This window comes from Tianxiuia mixotrophica (assembly GCF_050596425.1).
Classification (GTDB): Bacteria; Bacillota; Clostridia; order Peptostreptococcales; family Acidaminobacteraceae.
Window position 1 is genome coordinate 2,221,180 of record NZ_CP192292.1, and the last position, 18,124, is coordinate 2,239,303.

At 39.7% G+C, this 18,124-nt stretch carries 13 protein-coding genes; 12 read left to right on the forward strand and 1 reads right to left on the reverse strand.

Features of this window, described 5'->3' with window-relative positions:
* The first annotated feature begins 4 nt into the window (after positions 1-4).
* From metA to ACQ4KW_RS09660, 11 genes are all read left to right on the forward strand, one after another.
* Positions 5-916: a homoserine O-acetyltransferase MetA gene (gene metA / locus ACQ4KW_RS09610; RefSeq protein WP_430886314.1), complete on the forward strand. Its 912-nt coding sequence runs from the start codon at positions 5-7 to the stop codon at positions 914-916.
* Positions 917-1,337: 421 nt separating this feature from the next.
* Positions 1,338-2,093, forward strand: a complete 756-nt coding sequence (locus ACQ4KW_RS09615) for a DUF429 domain-containing protein (protein WP_430886315.1) — start codon at positions 1,338-1,340, stop codon at positions 2,091-2,093.
* An 82-nt stretch (positions 2,094-2,175) separates the two neighbouring features.
* Positions 2,176-3,645, forward strand: coding sequence for a sigma-54 interaction domain-containing protein (locus ACQ4KW_RS09620; RefSeq protein WP_430886316.1), 1,470 nt, complete (start codon positions 2,176-2,178; stop codon positions 3,643-3,645).
* Positions 3,646-3,980: 335 nt separating this feature from the next.
* Positions 3,981-5,474: a 4-hydroxyphenylacetate 3-hydroxylase family protein gene (locus tag ACQ4KW_RS09625; protein WP_430886317.1), complete on the forward strand. Its 1,494-nt coding sequence runs from the start codon at positions 3,981-3,983 to the stop codon at positions 5,472-5,474.
* Positions 5,475-5,730: 256 nt separating this feature from the next.
* On the forward strand, positions 5,731-6,015 hold the full coding sequence (locus ACQ4KW_RS09630; protein WP_430886318.1) for a NifU family protein: 285 nt from the start codon (positions 5,731-5,733) through the stop codon (positions 6,013-6,015).
* Between the two features lie 146 nt (positions 6,016-6,161).
* A complete protein-coding gene (locus ACQ4KW_RS09635; RefSeq protein ID WP_430886319.1) occupies positions 6,162-7,454 on the forward strand; it encodes an acetyl-CoA hydrolase/transferase family protein in 1,293 nt (430 codons plus the stop codon).
* 14 nt (positions 7,455-7,468) lie between these two features.
* Complete coding sequence (locus tag ACQ4KW_RS09640) at positions 7,469-8,584, forward strand: 4-hydroxybutyrate dehydrogenase (protein WP_430886320.1); 1,116 nt, start codon at positions 7,469-7,471, stop codon at positions 8,582-8,584.
* Between the two features lie 18 nt (positions 8,585-8,602).
* Positions 8,603-9,967: an aldehyde dehydrogenase family protein gene (locus tag ACQ4KW_RS09645; RefSeq protein ID WP_430886321.1), complete on the forward strand. Its 1,365-nt coding sequence runs from the start codon at positions 8,603-8,605 to the stop codon at positions 9,965-9,967.
* 1,121 nt (positions 9,968-11,088) lie between these two features.
* On the forward strand, positions 11,089-12,375 hold the full coding sequence (locus ACQ4KW_RS09650; protein ID WP_430886322.1) for a methyl-accepting chemotaxis protein: 1,287 nt from the start codon (positions 11,089-11,091) through the stop codon (positions 12,373-12,375).
* A 157-nt stretch (positions 12,376-12,532) separates the two neighbouring features.
* Positions 12,533-12,829, forward strand: a complete 297-nt coding sequence (locus ACQ4KW_RS09655; RefSeq protein WP_430886323.1) for a hypothetical protein — start codon at positions 12,533-12,535, stop codon at positions 12,827-12,829.
* 228 nt (positions 12,830-13,057) lie between these two features.
* Entirely contained in the window at positions 13,058-14,311 is a 1,254-nt protein-coding gene (locus tag ACQ4KW_RS09660; protein WP_430886324.1) for a DNA polymerase thumb domain-containing protein, read from the forward strand.
* Positions 14,312-14,416: 105 nt separating this feature from the next.
* Here ACQ4KW_RS09660 and ACQ4KW_RS09665 read toward each other — a convergent pair whose 3' ends face one another.
* Positions 14,417-15,616: a methyl-accepting chemotaxis protein gene (locus ACQ4KW_RS09665; RefSeq protein ID WP_430886325.1), complete on the reverse strand. Its 1,200-nt coding sequence runs from the start codon at positions 15,614-15,616 to the stop codon at positions 14,417-14,419.
* 413 nt (positions 15,617-16,029) lie between these two features.
* Here ACQ4KW_RS09665 and ACQ4KW_RS09670 point away from each other — a divergent pair, with 413 nt between their 5' ends.
* Positions 16,030-17,982: a sensor histidine kinase gene (locus ACQ4KW_RS09670; RefSeq protein WP_430886326.1), complete on the forward strand. Its 1,953-nt coding sequence runs from the start codon at positions 16,030-16,032 to the stop codon at positions 17,980-17,982.
* Positions 17,983-18,124 lie beyond the last annotated feature (142 nt).

Consider the following 18,124-nt stretch of genomic DNA (forward strand, 5'->3'; position numbering starts at 1 on the left):
TTGTATGCCAGTTGTTGTACCGGAAAGTTTTCCAGCTTTTAAGACACTTACCGAAGAAGGCCTTTTTCTCATGGACAAGGTTCGTGCCCAGCATCAGGATATTAGACCATTGCGAATATTGGTGCTCAACCTAATGCCTTTAAAAATAGTAACAGAAACCCAGCTTTTAAGACTGATTTCCAACAGTTTGATCCAAGTGGATGTCACTTTTATACATCCTTCAAGCCATGAAAGCAAAAATACGGACGCAGACCATTTAAAGACTTTTTATAAGACCTTTGAGGATGTGAAAGACCAAAGATTTGACGGCATGATTATCACAGGAGCGCCTGTTGAGAACATGGCATTTGAAGAGGTGACCTACTGGACAGAGCTTCAAGAAATCATGAACTATTCCAGGGAAAACGTCACATCCACATTGTTTATATGCTGGGGGGCTCAGGCCGGTCTCTATCATTTTTATGATGTTGACAAACATCCACTTAAGGAGAAAATGTTTGGCGTTTATGACCATGAGGTTTTAGAAAAGAAAGTGGCCCTACTCAGGGGTTTTGATGACTCTTTTTTGGCCCCGCATTCCAGACATACAGAGACAAGGCGTAAAGACATTGAGGGCGTTGAAGGGCTTAAAATACTATGTGAGTCAAAGGATGCTGGCGTTTATATAGTGGCAAGAGATGACTTAAGTCAGGTCTTTGTAACAGGACATTCTGAATACGATGGACTGACCCTGCATTTAGAATATGCTAGAGATGTGGAAAAAGGGCTGGATATAAAGATGCCATTTAACTATTATCCTGAAAATAACCCAGTGCTTCGTCCTAAAAACAGATGGCGGTCTCATGCCAATCTGCTCTTTTCAAACTGGCTTAACTACTGTGTTTATCAAGTGACAGATTACGATTTGTCCCTGTAAAAGTGACCAGCCTCTTCAAAACCCCTGAAACGGGAAGTCCATCATGACTTTCCGTCGCAGGGGTTTTGATGTTTAAACAAAAGCGGTATTTCTAAATTCGATTTCAGTGCCTTCTGGAGCAATTAATTTGAACTGTTTGACCCCTTTAAATACGTTCTTCTGATAGGGATATTTTATCAAACTGGATGAAAGTAGACTACTTTTTGTTAAGGGACTTGCCTAAGTCAATGGATCTATCCATGAGGATTTACTTGATCAGTGGCGCATAAAAAATGTTGAAAGCAAAGGTGTATTTTGTAAATTGAAAATGAAATATATGGTATATTGGTGACATGAATTCCTAATGGACGCCTGCCTGTCTATATTTTTTAACACAGATTATGTGGGCTAGGCACATAGAGTTAGACTGGAGTGGATATAGGTGAAATTTATTGGTATAGATTTGGCTTGGACATATAAAAACGAAACAGGACTTTGTGTTATGGATGACACAGGAAATGTTCTCTATTTGGATGCCCAGGTCTACTCAGATGAGGCCCTTGTTGAGAAAATACTGGAGTATGGTCACGATGACTTATGTGTGGCTGTAGATGCCCCTTTGGTTATTGCCAATCAAACAGGGGCAAGGGAGGCAGACCGACTGGTAACGCGGGCAAGATTCCATGGACACAGGCTCATGCTCTTCATGGCCAATCGGTCCTTCTTTGAAAAAACCTATGGCGGTATTCGTGGAGAGGTGCTTTCTACAAAAATCAAGGCATCTGTACTGAACCAGCTGAGCAAACCCATTCATTTTGATTTTGTCGCTCAGGACGGAAAAAGTGTATTGGTGGAGACCTTTCCTACAGGCATTTATTGTGGGCTCTTTCCCGAACTTTATCCTGCGCCTTATAAGATTAAAGGAAGACTTCCTTATAAAGAAAGTCATGACAACTTGCACAAAATTTTAAGACGCCTATGTGCCCTTGAAGACGATTTTGACATGACGGGAATAAAAGATCACTTTGACATTGAAGGTCAAAGTATTAAAAGAAAGGACCATAAGCACATTGAGGATAAGTTAGACGCTTTTTTAAGTGCCTACGGACTTTTTGCAATTTATAAAGAAAAAGCCACGGCCCACTGCTTTGGCGAAATCCATGACGGGTTTATAACCATTCCTGTCAGTAAAACATAGACTTATGATTCATAGATTGAAACATTGTTAAAAAAATGTTAAAGTCAATTTGGTAAACCTATGTACAGATGGTGGTGGAAAAATGAAATCAGATAAAAGGGTCATGCAGGATTCATGTGCAAAAAAAGACTGCAGGGCCTATATGAATGTGGTTGAAGAACTAAGTGAATTTAAAAAAATAACTAGAAAACTGGATACAGTTCTAGAATCGTCTTATGATGGCATATTTATAACGGATGGCAATGCTGTAACAACTCGAGTCAACAAGGCTTATGAGCGGATAACAGGTATTCGAGCGGATGATATTATGGGCAAGCATGTTAATATTCTTGTTGACCAGGGCATTATATCAAAGGCTTGCAGTACAGTTGTACAGCGAACACGTGATGTGGTAACCATGCACCAGAAGCTTTCATCAGGAAAGATCCTGCTTGTGACAGGCACACCCATATTTGATGACCACGGTGAAATCGAAATGATTGTGACCAATGTTCGAGATATAACAGAACTACAAAGGCTCAGGGAGGAACTTTATGAACGGGATAGAAAGATGGATATGTACAACACAAAGTTGGAATCCCTTCGTAAAACCCTTAATGAGAAAAGTTCTATTTATTCAAGAGACGGAAAAATGGTCCGTATACTAGAAGCGGCAAAAAGGGTGGCAAGCCATGATACAACTGTATTGATAACAGGAGAGACCGGTGTTGGTAAAGAGCGTATGGCTGAATTCATTCATCAAAATAGCCTGCGTAGTGAAAAAAAACTTATCTCTGTAAACTGTGGTGCCATTCCAGATTCTCTCATTGAGTCAGCCCTTTTTGGATATGTTTCGGGAGCCTTCACCGGAGCCAAGGCCAGTGGTAAAGTGGGTCTTTTTGAAGAAGCCAATGGAGGAACAATATTCCTAGATGAGATCGGTGAACTGCCTTATAATGTACAGGCAAAACTTCTAAGAGTTCTTCAGGAACAAGAAATACAGCGTGTTGGTAGTGTGGAAACAACAAAAATCAATGTGCGGATTATTGCGGCCACAAATAAGGATTTAAAAGCCATGTCAGAAGAGGGGACATTTCGAAAAGATCTCTTTTACAGATTGAATATTATTCCCATACATATTCCGCCCCTTCGAGAGAGAAAGGCTGATATAGTACCGCTTATCAATACATTCTTGAATGCATTAAATTTAGAATATGATGAAGAGAAGAGACTTTCAAAAGACACTTATGAAAAACTCTATAGATACGCTTGGCCTGGAAATATACGTGAACTGAAGAATGTTGTAGAGCGGGTTTTTGTCATGTGCCAGGATGACACAATACTTTCCAATGAACTCCCCGTTGAAGTGGACCACCATATTGACTTGGGGGCCAGTGTTCCAAGAGGGAATTTGAAAGATGCTGTGGCACGACTAGAATCTCAAATGATAGCCAATGCTTATGATGAATATGGCAACGTAAGAGACGCTGCAAAATCACTTGGCATAGATGCCTCTACATTTGTTAGAAAAAGAAGTAAATACGAAAAGATTGTTAAGGATGTAACGAGTTGATAGGATCTGTTGCGATACTGCAACGTGGTGCAAAAATGCAACAGACCGTGATTTGTGATATAGAACCGCACAAAGACAAGGCTTTTGCTTGTGAGTGAAAAAGGGTGGTGTTGCAAAAATGCAACACCACCCTTTATTTTGTACTGGATTAAAAACAATATTGAGATATTATTGTTAAATGCGTAACAAAATACTTTTTGCTTATACAAGGCTCATAGCAAGGCTTTTGGACGTGGTATAGATAAAAGTTTAACAGAAAAAGAAAAGTTGGCATGTGAGTTGCGTTAATTAAAAGTGACTGAAAGACATGGAGAACAATATTAGGAGTGATTAAAATGGCGTTAATGACAAAAGAGCAGTATATTGAAAGCCTTAGAAAAATGAATCTTAAAGTTTACCTTTTTGGTGAGCTGATTGACAATCCAGTGGATCATCCAGTGATTCGACCATCTCTAAACTCTGTAGCTATGACATATGAACTGGCACATCATGATGAGCATAAAGATCTTATGACAGCCACTTCAAATTTAACGGGGGAGACAGTCAACAGGTTTTGTCATCTTCACCAAAGCACAGAAGACCTTAAAAATAAGGTGAAAATGCTTCGTCTGCTTGGACAAAAAACAGGATCATGTTTCCAAAGATGTGTTGGCATGGATGCCTTCAATGCTGTATACAGCACAACATATGAAATAGATAAGGCGCACGGCACAAACTATCATGAAAACTTCAAAGCATATATGAAGTTTGTCCAGGACAATGACTTGGTTGTTGATGGCGCTATGACAGATCCAAAAGGGGATAGAGGCCTAGCACCATCTCAGCAGGAAGACCCTGATATGTACCTTCGCATTGTAGAAGAAAGGGAAGATGGCATAATAGTACGTGGTGCAAAAGCGCATCAAACAGGTGCTGTAAACTCTCACGAACACCTTATCATGCCAACGATTGCCATGCGTGAAGAGGATAAAGACTATGCTGTGAGTTTTGCTGTCCCAAGCGATGCTGAAGGTGTCTTTATGATTTATGGCCGTCAGTCCTGTGATGCTAGAAAAATGGAAGAAGAAGCTGATATTGATCTAGGCAACAGCCAATTTGGTGGACATGAAGTTCTGGTTGTCTTTGATGATGTTTTCGTCCCAAATGATCGCATCTTCTTAAAGAAAGAACATGAATTTGCAGGCATGATGGTGGAACGTTTTGCCGGTTACCATAGACAATCTTACGGTGGATGTAAAGTTGGTGTGGGCGATGTACTTATCGGTGCGGCAGCCCTAGCGGCAGAATATAATGGCGTGAAAAAAGCAAGCCATATCAAAGACAAGCTCATTGAAATGACACACTTAAACGAAACGCTTTATAGCTGTGGCATTGCATGCTCATCAGAGGGCACGAAAATGGAAGCTGGCAACTATATGATTAACCTTCTTCTTGCTAATGTGTGTAAGCAGAATGTCACAAGAATGCCATATGAAATTTCAAGATTGGCTGAAGACATAGCAGGTGGACTCATGGTGACATTGCCATCTGAAAAAGATTTCAACCATCCAGTTATTGGTCCATACGTTGATAAATACTTCAAGGCTAAGAGCGATGTGCCAACTGAACATAGAATGCGTATCTTGCGTCTTGTTGAAAATATGACTCTTGGAACAGCGGCTGTAGGCTATAGAACAGAATCTATGCATGGTGCCGGTTCGCCTCAGGCGCAACGTATCATGATTGCACGTCAGGGCAATATAGAAGGTAAAAAAGAATTGGCAAAAGCCATTGCTAAAATTGACGACAATGTGTCTGTTGAGAAAGTATCTAACTCAAAAGCCCAGTAGATAAGTTGGTAAGCTCAGTCAGATTATAATATAAAAACCTTAATCAGTTGAAATTTTCTAAATCGAGCGCTTGCAAAATTGCAGATTTAGGGCACCACCATATATTGTTTCAAATATTTCCTTTATATGTGGTGGTGACTCACAGAGGATATTTTGCAAGTCGCTCTCTATAGATAGTCCTACATAAATATCAAACATGTATGCATAAAAGTATAATTATTTGATTGCACTGGGACCATAAAGTGAGTGATGGAATATGAATGATGTTTTTGAACGTGTTCAACATGTACTAAACAGCAAGGTTAGAAAAAGCTTACGACGTCACGGCGGAGACATTGAACTGATCTCTGTGGATGGTGGCGAAGTGAGGGTTCGTTTTCTTGGAGCCTGCAGAACATGCAGTGCAGCACAGATGACGGTCGAGGATGTTGTTGAGGCCAGCATCCTCGAGAACCTCCCTGAAATTAAGAGGGTGATCCTTGTAACAGATGTGGACGAAAGTATGTGGAGCATGGCCAAGCAGATTTTAAGAGCAGGCTAGTTGTTCAGGCATATGAAAGAAAATTCAAAAGGGGCTGTTCTAATATATATATCGAAGCACTTAGAACGAGATATGTGGGTGAAAAACCAATCAACATACCCCTATATGTAAAAATATATAAAATAAAGAAAAAAAAGGAGGTTTCAATGGGCTGGGAAAAAATATATCAAAGCAAGCTCGTCAGTGCTGAGTCAGCAGCACAAGCCATTCCTTCAAATTCTCGCATGGTACTTGGACATGCTGCATCGACACCGGTTGATGTTCTAAAAGCAATGACAGATGCCAAAGAAAATTATAAAGATGTTGAGATTGTCCATATGTTGTGTCTGGGCGAAGGCAAATACCTAGCAGAAGACATGAAGGGACATTTTAGACACAATGCTTTATTTGTAGGTGGCAATTCAAGAAAGGCTATTGAAAGAAATCAGGCAGACTACACACCATGCTTTTTCAACGAAGTGCCAGGGCTTTTTAAAGAAGGCAGACTGCCTGTTGATGTGGCTCTGATTCAAGTTAGTCGACCTGATGCGAAGGGCATGTGTAGCTTTGGACTGTCCAGTGACTATACAAAGCCTGCTGCAGAATGTGCAAAAATCGTCATTGCTGAGGTGAATGAGCAAATGCCAAGGGTTGGTGGGGACAACTTTATTCATGTTTCAGACCTAGATTATATTGTCGAAACAAATAATCCCCTATATGAAATCCCTCTACCTCGCATTGGAGATGTGGAAAAAGCCATCGGCGAAAACTGCGCCAAACTTGTTGAGGATGGATCAACCCTGCAACTTGGCATAGGGGCTATCCCAGATGCTGTTCTCATGTTCTTAAAAGACAAGAAGGACCTTGGTATTCATACAGAAATGTTTTCCGATGGCATTCTTGAACTCGTAGAAGCGGGTGTGGTTAACGGGCGTAAAAAATCCCTGCATCCTGGGAAGATGATTTCAACATTCCTCATGGGAAGCAAGGCCCTTTATGATTTCGTGGACAACAACCCTCTTGTTGAATTGCATCCAGTAGATTATGTGAACCATCCTGCTGTTATTATGCAAAATGACAATATTGTTTCCATAAATTCATGTATTCAAGTGGATTTAATGGGTCAGGTTGTGTCTGAAACAATTGGATTAAAACAGTTTAGTGGTGTAGGTGGACAGGTGGACTATGTACGCGGCGCCAGTATGGCAAAGGGCGGCAAGTCTATTATTGCCATTCCATCAACAGCATCAAAGGGTAAGGTTTCAAGAATTGTGCCATTTATTGATGAAGGCAGTGCTGTTACAACAACAAGAAACGATGTCCATTATATTGTTACTGAGTTTGGTGTGGCTGAACTCAAGGGCAAAACGCTGAGACAGCGTGCTCAGGCCCTCATTCAAGTGGCCCATCCAGATTTCAAAGAGGAGCTTATTGAGTCGTTTAATAAAAGGTTTATATAGAAAAAGGTGAACATATGCAATTATTCAAACTGGGATCAAAGATTCATCAATTTGGCGTTTTCGATGAATTTGCTAAGAATTTTGAAATTGGTGAGGGTGACTTGGTTCTGACACATGGCTTTCTTTACGAACCATTTATGAAGTCCCTTGATCTGAAGGCAGATTTTATCATTCAAGAATCATTTGGCTCAGGTGAGCCTTCTGATGAAATGATGAATGCTATTTTGACAGAAGCCAAGCGCAAGCCGTTTGACAGAATATTTGCCATTGGCGGGGGCACAGTGCTTGATATTGCCAAGCTCCTTGTTTTAAAAGACGTAAATAATGTTGTGGATGCTTTTGAAAAAAAGATACCACTTATTAAGGAAAAATCCCTCATTGCTGTTCCAACAACTTGTGGAACTGGAAGTGAAGTGACAAACATAACAATTGCTGAGATTAAATCCAAGCAAACAAAAATGGGATTAGCTGTAGACCAACTTATCCCAGATGACGCTGTTTTAATTCCTGAGCTCCTTCGTGGACTTCCATATAAATTCTATATCTATAGCTCTATCGATGCTCTGATTCATGCCATAGAAGCGTATGTGTCTCCAAAGTCGAATGAATATACGCGCATGTTTAGCATTAACGCCATTGAGACGATTATGGAAATTTATAATGGCATCCTTAAAGAGGGTGAGGAATACCGCTTTGAGAGGCTAGAAGATATGGCAGTGGCAAGCAACCTAGCCGGCATTGCCTTTGGTAATGCAGGTGTAGGTGCTGTTCATGCCTTGTCATATCCTCTTGGCGGAATGTACCATGTGCCTCATGGCGAAGCAAATTATCAGTTTTTTACGGAAGTCTTTAAGCTGTACAACAAGAAAGATCCGGACGGTAGAATCAAGAATGTCAATGAACTGCTTTCAAACATTCTTGGAGTGGATCAACAGAAGGTATATGAAGAACTGGAAGACGTTTTAGGTCAGTTGTTATCTAAGAATAAACTAAGCACTTATGGGATGAAGGAATCTGAAATTGAGTCTTTCACTGATAGTGTGATCACGGGACAACAACGCCTGCTTGCCAACAACTATGTTGAATTTTCACGTGAAGACATCCAGGGAATCTATACAAGACTGTATTAAGGTGACGGAGGTAAGACAATGTTAAATGAAATGATTCAAAAATCAAGACAAGCCCAAAAAGAATTTGAAAGCTTTTCTCAGCCCCAAGTCGATAGAATTGTAAGAGAGATTGGCAAAGTTGTCTATGACAATGCGGAAATGCTGGCGGAAATGGCAATAGAAGAAACGCGCATGGGCGTGTATGAGCATAAGGTGGCTAAGAACAAGGGCAAGGCAAAGGTGATTTGGAACGACCTGAAAGACAAAAAGTCAGTGGGAGAAATTTATAGGGATCCTATAACAAATATTGTTGAAATCGCCAAGCCAATCGGTGTGGTTGGTGCGGTAACACCGACAACAAATCCTATTGTAACACCTATGTGCAATGCCATGTTTGCAGTCAAGGGTAGAAATTCAATCATTGTAGCCCCTCATCCAAGAGCGAAAAATTGCAGTGCTAAAACTGTAGAGCTCATAAATGCTCGCATTCGTGAACTGGGTGCACCAGAAGGTCTGGTTCAGATCATTGACCAGCCATCCATTGACAAGACCAATGAACTTATGCAATTGGCAGACGTGGTTGTGGCAACAGGTGGTATGGGCATGGTTAAGGCTGCCTATTCAAGCGGAAAACCTGCTTATGGGGTTGGCGCTGGCAATGTTCAAGTTATTGTTGATAGAGATATTGACTTTAATGCGGCTGCACAGAAAATTATTGATGGTAGAACGTTTGACAATGGCATTATCTGTTCTGGGGAACAGTCTGTTATTGCTCACGCGGATGACTTTGATGCCGTTATGAAAGCATTCTCTGACAATGGTGCCTACGTTGTCACATCAGATGAGGAAAAAGCTAAGTTTAGAAATGCCATTTTTAGTGGAGACCACATGAATAAGGATGTCGTGGGACAATCTACAGAAAAAATTGCCCAAATGGCTGGTGTTGAAATACCAAAGAACACACGTGTGATTCTTCTTGAAGCAGACGGTATTGGCAACGAAGACATTCTATGCAAGGAGAAAATGTGCCCTGTCATGGTCACTTTCAAATATCAAACGTTTGATGAAGCCGTTCAAATTGCCAAAACGAACCTTGAAATAGAAGGCAATGGACACAGTGCGGCCATTCATTCAGACAATATTGATAATATTAAAAAAGTTGGAGAGGTTCTATCTGTATCAAGACTTGTCGTGAATGCACCATCAGCTACAACGGCTGGCGGCAGTTTCTTCAACGGATTCTCACCATCAACAACACTAGGATGTGGCAGCTGGGGGAATAATTCAATCTCAGAAAACTTCACTTACAAGCATCTGTTGAATATTTCAAGAATTGGTCTTCTTCGTGAAGATGTAAAGGTTCTTGGCGATGATGAAATTTGGGCATTTAGCACGTCTGCATAACCCTACAGAGTAGACTGTGAGCCTTAATATAAGCCCTCTTGTAAAAGAGGCAAAATATACGGAAATTCCCGCATAGGCCATGCGCTGAAATTTCGTGACGACAATTTCACCGACCTGCTAAAACCGACCAAATCAATACCTTTTAGTAGAAATGAAAGACTTGACCCTATCCCTACATGGGCTTGACTTTCATGAAGTTGATCGAGTGTTAAAGTAAGATAGTATCAAAAAAGACAATATCAAAGTAAAACCGTATAGACTTGAATATGAATTCTACATTATGAGTAAACGCAAGAAAATGTATGAAAAGCATTAATGGGAAAGATTAATTAATAAAAGAATAAACAAATAAACAAATGCACTATTAGGTCTTAACGCAAACTATTTTGTAGTCAGACCTGAGCAGTTATCTCAAGATCAATTGACCGTTTAAGCCAACTGACCATTGGCTTAATAGAATCAAGTGACTCAATCTAAGCATTAAAATGAAACCGCAGGGAGACTTCAACCATCCCTCTGCGGTTTTTCATCTTTTTTACCGTGTGTAGTTATTATAGTCTTTTTTTAGGAGATGGCGTCTGCGTGTCGCCTTGATTTCTGTAAAGAAAACTAGAAGATCATCCAGCTCAGTGAAAAAGAGAAACAAACAGGCAGCGGTGGCTAGGATAAACTTTAAAACTTTTAGCAGTGGATTTTTTCTATTCTGAGGTGTATTCAAGCACTTCAGCCCCTTTTGATATTTTATAGTTGACATGTGTAAATACATGCTCGATGTAGTGAATTCCATTATATTACATAAAAAGCCGTAAGGTTGGATTTAAAGTGGGATTTAAGGCTTTTTTAATCTTCAGTTGTTTTGCATTTATAAAGCGCTAAACTGGATTGTAAAAAAAATATGAACACCGCCTTGGTTGCCTTGATTTACACAAGGGTATATGAAACAATAGTATGTGCTTGATTTAGTAAACGTTAACCTAGTCAAGGTCTGTTTGCAATCAGGTGTATGAAACAAAGAACAATTGATTTGATCCAAGTCTATAGAACATTTTAAAAAGTTTCTATGATGGGATCATATTTTTTTGAATTTAGTGTGAATGACAAAAGTGATATGAGGAGATGACATGAGTAAATTAAAGAGTATCAAATCAAAAATCATCATAGGCCTGGTGTTTACACTCTTGGTGAGTACGGAAATATCTAGAATCATTGTGGAACTCATTGCTAAAGTGTATGAGTTTAAAGGGGTATTTGCTGTGTATATCAATACTGGAATCAGTATTTTGACCACGTCAGCAATCATCTATTTAATACTGACTTACGTGGTTCTGACCCCACTGAACAAAGTGAGTAAGGTCATTCAGAAACTTGCAGATGGAGATTTAACCAGTCGCATTGAACTCAAGGCCAATGATGAACTTAAAGTGCTTGGCGATAACTTGAATAAGGCTATGGATAATTTAAATGATATTATTGGCGGTATTGATTACAAGTCTGATACGATCAATGGTAGCATTAAAGTCCTTGAAGAAGAAAACAGAAGCTTGGTGTCTAAGCTAGAAGCCATCAGTGCATCTGCAGAAGAGCTTCTTGCAGGTATGCAGGAAAATAGTTCTTCTATTACCATGGTGTCAAAGAAAACAGATAGCGTCTTTGATGATACAAAGTGGTTGCTTGAATCAATGGTTTCGGAAAAAGAAAAATCTAAAAAAATGCAGGAGACATCCAAGACTTTTAAGGAAGAAACCACAAAGTCAATTCATGAGAAGGACCGTATTTATAGTTTGAATAAAAAACAAGTGGAAGACGCTGTTCAAATGAGTGTAGTTGTTCGTGAAGTGAATGATATTGCTGAAGTCATTTCAAAAATATCTGAGGAAACCAATTTACTGGCGCTCAATGCGTCTATAGAAGCAGCAAGAGCTGGTGAACAAGGTAGAGGATTTGCCGTCGTTGCAGACGAAATCGGAAAACTGGCTTCAGAGTCTTCAAAGAATGTTGAGAACATAAAGCCTATTGTGAGTAAGGTGGAGTCCGCTGTAAAATCATTGTCTGACAGTGCCCTTGAGACCCTTTCTTTTATAGAAACGCAGGTCAATGAAGACTACAAGAAGTCACTGGAGTTAAGCAGGGCGTATGAAAACGATGCTTCGAACATAATGAATATGGTTGAGCAGACAAGTGGTCGCCTTGATGAAATAGAGGACAAACTAAGTGAAGTCAATCAAGTCACTGACAGCATTGACGATATTATGAATCAATTAACAAAAGGCACACAGGAAATTTCTCAAAATGTTGAAGACCTGTCTATAACATCGAATAAAATTCAAGAGAGCATAGAAAATCAGGTGAAAGTAACAAGGTCACTGGATAAAGACGTGAACGCCTTTGATATTGATGAAAAGGGTTAAATCTTTAAAACACCAGTTGGAGACTGTTCAATGAGCAGTCTTCTTTTTTTATGGCAAATTTTAAAATTGCATATATTTCCCAAAGTTGCAACAGAACAAACGTTCGTGTATAATAGAGGTGTGGGGAACGTATGTTCTAGTCGGAACATTGATGTGGATGTCATTCGATGAAGGAAAGGAGTCGGTGGTCATGCGGACCAACCCGAGAGAAGTAGAGGTTTTAGCAATTTTTGACCAGTCGGGTAATCTTCGGCCATTGCGGTTTAGAATCGAAGACAATATGGGTGAAAGAAAAACGATTAAGGTAGACAGAATTATTTTAGCTGAGGTGGAAAAATTGGCAGGCAATGTTATGATCAAATTTCGGTGTCAAAGTGTTTTCGGGGATCAGGCCCGTATTTTTGAGCTTAAATACGAGAGGGACACTTATAAGTGGTACTTGTTCAAAATGTAAAAGTGAAAACCAGATGATTGGTGTGCTATGAACATAAATATGAAAAAGATCTGGCTTTATTTTTAAGAGGCAATTTCGTGAAGCATTTGTATATCAGGCGCTTGTAAAATTATAGATATAGGTCCTCGTCATACCATATATAGAATTTTTGATTCTTAAATATCTATATGGTATGACGAAGACTCTTGAATGATATTTTGCAAGTCGCTCATATAAGAAGGTGAGTGTGTGAAAAACCGAGTGGTCTTTCATGTGGATGTGAATTCGGCATACTTGTCCTGGGAAGCCGTATACAGACTACAGCATGGGGACAAGCTTGACTTAAGAGAGGTTCCATCCATTATAGGGGGCGACCCTGAAAAACGTAGAGGCATTGTTCTGGCCAAATCACTATCCGCCAAAAAAGCAGGTATAAAAACAGGTGAGGTCCTATTTAAAGCCTTTCAGAAGTGTCCTAATCTGCAGGCTGTCCGTCCAAATTACAGTCTGTATATTAAGAGCAGTCGTGCCCTTGTTGACCTACTTAAAGAGTATTCTCCAGACGTCCAACGCTTCAGTATTGACGAGTGCTTTGTCGAGTTTACAGATGTTACAAAGCTTTGGGGCGATCCTGTGACTGTGGCAAACACAATACGAGAACGTGTGAAAAAAGAACTGGGCTTTACGGTCAATATAGGGATTTCAAGCAATAAACTCCTTGCCAAGGTGGCCTCTGAGTTTGAGAAACCCAACAAGGTTCATACCCTTTTTCCTGAGGAAATGAAGGGGAAAATGTGGCCCCTTCCTGTGGGAGATCTCTTTGGGGTGGGGCGGGCAACAGAACCTAAATTGAAGTCGATGGGCATATTAACAGTAGGAGATTTGGCCCAAACGGACCCAGACGTTTTAAAATATAAATTCGGCAAGTTTGGTGGTGTGCTTTGGAACTACGCCAATGGCATTGAAGATTCTCTCACAAGAGAAAGTGGTGTTGAGTCTGTAAAGGGCATTGGAAATTCTAGCACCCTGCCAAGAGATATTGAGACGAAGGCTTCAGCCTATTTGTACTTGCTATCCCTTACAGAGATGGTGGCCATGCGTCTTCGTGATACAGGCAAGCTGTGTGGTCTTGTGTCCGTGAGCGTTAGGAGTTCTGAACTCGATCGAGCCTCCCATCAAAGAAGGTTATTTTATAATACGGATTCCACCATGGAAATTTTTAAAGAAGCTAAAAGTCTTTTTGATGAACTATGGGATGGACGTCCCATACGCCACTTGGGGGTTCGGGTTTCAAAGCTTGTGCAAGGACATGAAAAACAATTGCCCCTTATTGATGCCCAGAAAAATGAAAAACAAGAGCGCCTGGATAAGACCATTGATGAACTCAGGCTGAAGTATGGCACAAGATCTATTTTGAGGAGCAGTTTTCTTCATACCGGGGTTAAGCCAGTTATGGGCGGAGTCGGAGAAGAAGACTATCCCATGATGCGGTTTGATCTATAAACAATAATCGACAAAATAAATTCACCCCTATTTTCTACTTGCAAAGCCCATAAGATGTTCTGTAGAAAATAGGGGTGAAAATGTATAAAAATATTGTTTATAGTCCTAATTCACAATGACAGCAGCCGTTTCTTTTAATTCTTCTTCAAAATTTTGTAACGCTTGAGTGTGTTCACCGACGAGACTGTCAATATTGGAAGCGCTTTGCGCAGTGTCTTCAACATCCTTAGACAATTCGTCAGTGTTGGCAAAAATATTTTGTGTCATGGTGCTCAGATTTTCAGAGTAAGTGTCCACTTTGCTTATAATATCCATCATTTCATCAACATGGGTGCTGATATTTTTGAAGTTTCGTTCTGTATCTTGGGCATTTTCTCGTCCGGTTTCAACGGCCACATCCACATGTTCTACAGATTTAATCACATCTAGGATATCAGCGCGAATGCTGCTCACACGTTCAGTAATTTCCACAGAAGCCTCGTTGGATTGGTTGGCGAGTTTGCCCACTTCATCTGCAACGACAGCAAAACCGCGACCGTGCTCCCCGGCGCGTGCAGCTTCAATGGATGCATTAAGGGCCAGCAGGTTGGTTTGCTCTGAAATGGATTTGATCAGTTCGACCATATTTTCAATAGATTGCATGGATTCTTGAAGCTGTTCGAATTTTGAGGCTGACTGTGACAATTGTACAGATATGTTTTCAACAGCAGCTACTGTTTTTTCCACTGTCTGAATGCCACCATAAGTCTCGGTTTCGATTGTTTTCGAAAGGTCATTTGCAGCCTTGGTGACCGACTTCATATCCTTTGAAAACTCCGCGATTTCTTGTAGGCCCGCTGTTGTTTCTTCCACAGCAGACAAGTTGTTTGCTGCCTTGTCAGCAATATCATTAGCATTTTCTGTAACACGCAGAACATCTTGACTGGTCGACTCCATCTTGGCAATGATCTTTTCAATCATATCTTTTGTTTCAAATTCTTTTTCAAGGCTTTGGGCAAATCCAATGGCTCCAATACAAACGCCCTTCTTGTCTACAATAGGATATGTTACAGCCTTAAAGGGCATACCGTATACTTCGGCTGGCACAGTGGCTTTTATAATTTCTTTTGACTGAATTGTTGCCCTGAGTGGATCATCAGCTGGAATAGGCATGCCCGCCTTAAGTGGTACGACCATCTTATCTCCAGGCCAGTATCCAATAAATTTTTCGCGATTGGTAAGTGATACCATAACATCCTCTTGAAGAACGTCCTTTAGGTGTGGAAGGACAAGCTTGAAGGCTTCCACTTCTTTCATTCTAAACATATTCGACCCCGTTTCTGCAATTGTTTGCCCATAGTACTTTAGAACCATTTAATGTTAAAAATTAAAAACATCTACATGACCATTCTACCAAAAATATACTTGCACTTACAACAAAACATGTATTGATTTTTACTTTTTATGACTATAGTCACTGTCTGTAAAGCTATTTATGATTGCATATTTTCTAAATTTGAAATCATAGTATTGCTTGTTTCAGTGTTTCTTAGATGTGATTCCCAAGTGATACATTGGAGCTTCCTCGATCAAATATTATAAAAATATAGCCAATTCGATATTTTTATAATAAAATGGATAATTACACCAAATGAAATTCAAAAAATTAACTTAAACAAGGTGTGGCGGGGTATATTTATATTGTGGGGGATCAAAATTGAGTTGGGGGGCATGAAACTATGCGCAACATATGGAAATGGCTAATGGTATTTACAGCGATGGTTGCTCTGGTCACAGGGGGGGCGTATGCAATATCAAAGGAAGATTCTCATCCAAACATTTTGCTATTGAATTCATATCATGATGGTTACGTGTGGAGCAATCAGACTAAAAAAGGTGTGCAAGATGTTCTTGACGTTCATTTTGACTCTTATACCCTGCGAATTGAACATATGGATACAAAAAACAATAGTAGTGAAACCTACATGCAAGCACTGTTTGATATGTATAGAGTGAAATTTGGAAAAGACAAGTTTGATCTTATTGTATGTGCTGACGATAACGCCTTAAAATTTCTATTAAAGTATTCTAAAGACTTATTTGATGACACCCCGGTGTTTTTTTGTGGTGTCAACACTCTAGAAGCACATAATCTAGAAGGTGCAAAGAATTTTTATGGCGTTGTTGAGAAGAGTTCAACAAGGGCGACTGTTGAAGTGGCTTTGCGACAAAACTCAAATATTGAAAATATATATCTGATCGTGGATGATACCATTACAGGCCGGTCAACTAAAAATGATGTGACGCGGGAAATGACGACCTATTACCCAGAGCTGAACTTCGAAATTTTGGAGAACATGACAATCGGTCAAATAGAAAGTTTTTTAGGTGGATTAAATCCAGAGAATACAATCGCTATTCATACATTTTATGTTGTTGATGTAGACGGAAGTGTATATCCCTTAAATTATACGGCCCAACGATTTATAGAGGCATCAGCAGTTCCTGTGTACGTCCTTTATGATTTTGGATTTGGTGAAGGGGCTATTGGCGGAAAAATAGTTGAAGGGTATTCCCAAGGCACACGGGTTGCAGAAATGGCCGCAGCCTACTTAGAAGATCCATACAGTATTCGTGATAAATATATTGTGGATGATAGCTATAATAGATATAAATTTGACTATATGGCCATGCAGAAGTATGATTTGTCAATCAATGCATTGCCTGAGACCAGCATTATTATCAACAGACCCACATCGTTTTATGAAAAGCATAAAATGCTTGTAAACGTGAGTTTAATCACCTTCTTTTTGCTTATTATCTATGTTGTGATTCTGCGACTTCAAATTGCATCACAAACAATAAAAATTACTAAAACACAAAAGGAGTTAATGGAATCTGAAAAAATGGCATCCTTGGGAAGGCTGGTAGCTGGTGTTGCCCATGAAGTGAACACACCGGTTGGTGTGGGGGTAACCCTAGCCTCCCATATTGAAAACACAACCAATATAGTTCTAGAGTTAACCCGAGAGAACCAGATCAACAAAAATGAATTCATAAAGCATATGAAGGATTTGAAAACCACATCAAATCATCTCTTGAGTACGCTTAATAGAGCATCGGATATTATTAGGAGTTTTAAGAAGGTGTCGGTTGATCAAGTATCTGATGAGTACAGAGAAATTAATGTATGTTCATACCTGTATGAAATTTTGGGCAGTCTTCAAAGTGAAATAAAACGTCATGCAGTAGACATTAGCGTGATATGTGATGAAAATATCACTGTAAAAAGTCACCCAGGGGGTCTTTATCAAATATTTTTGAATTTAATAATGAACTCAATCAATCATGGCTTTAAAGATCGATCCAGTGGCATTATTGAAATTAGCTTATCTTACAGAAAAGGCAAAGAGGGAAGTGGAAGAAATACCACTTATAAAGAGGCGCAAGATGTTCTATGCATCAAATACAGAGATTATGGTGTTGGAATGGACCCAGCAACACTAAAAAAACTCTACGAACCTTTTTTCACAACCAAGAGAGACTGCGGCGGGAGCGGTCTTGGCATGAATATTGTTTATAATTTGGTGACACAACGCTTCAATGGAACAATAAAGTGCTCAAGCGCTGTGAATGCAGGCACTGAGTTTGAAATCGAACTTTTAGTCGATGACCTAAAACCAGCTTTGTAGAGGATTTGTTTTAGAATTATATACTCAAGTGGATTTATTCCATTTTTCTAAAGAGGCTGTTGCATATAACAGCCTCTAATTTAATGGAATTTTCCATGCGTCAAAATTGTATTCATAAAAGGACATAGCCAAAACATTGTGA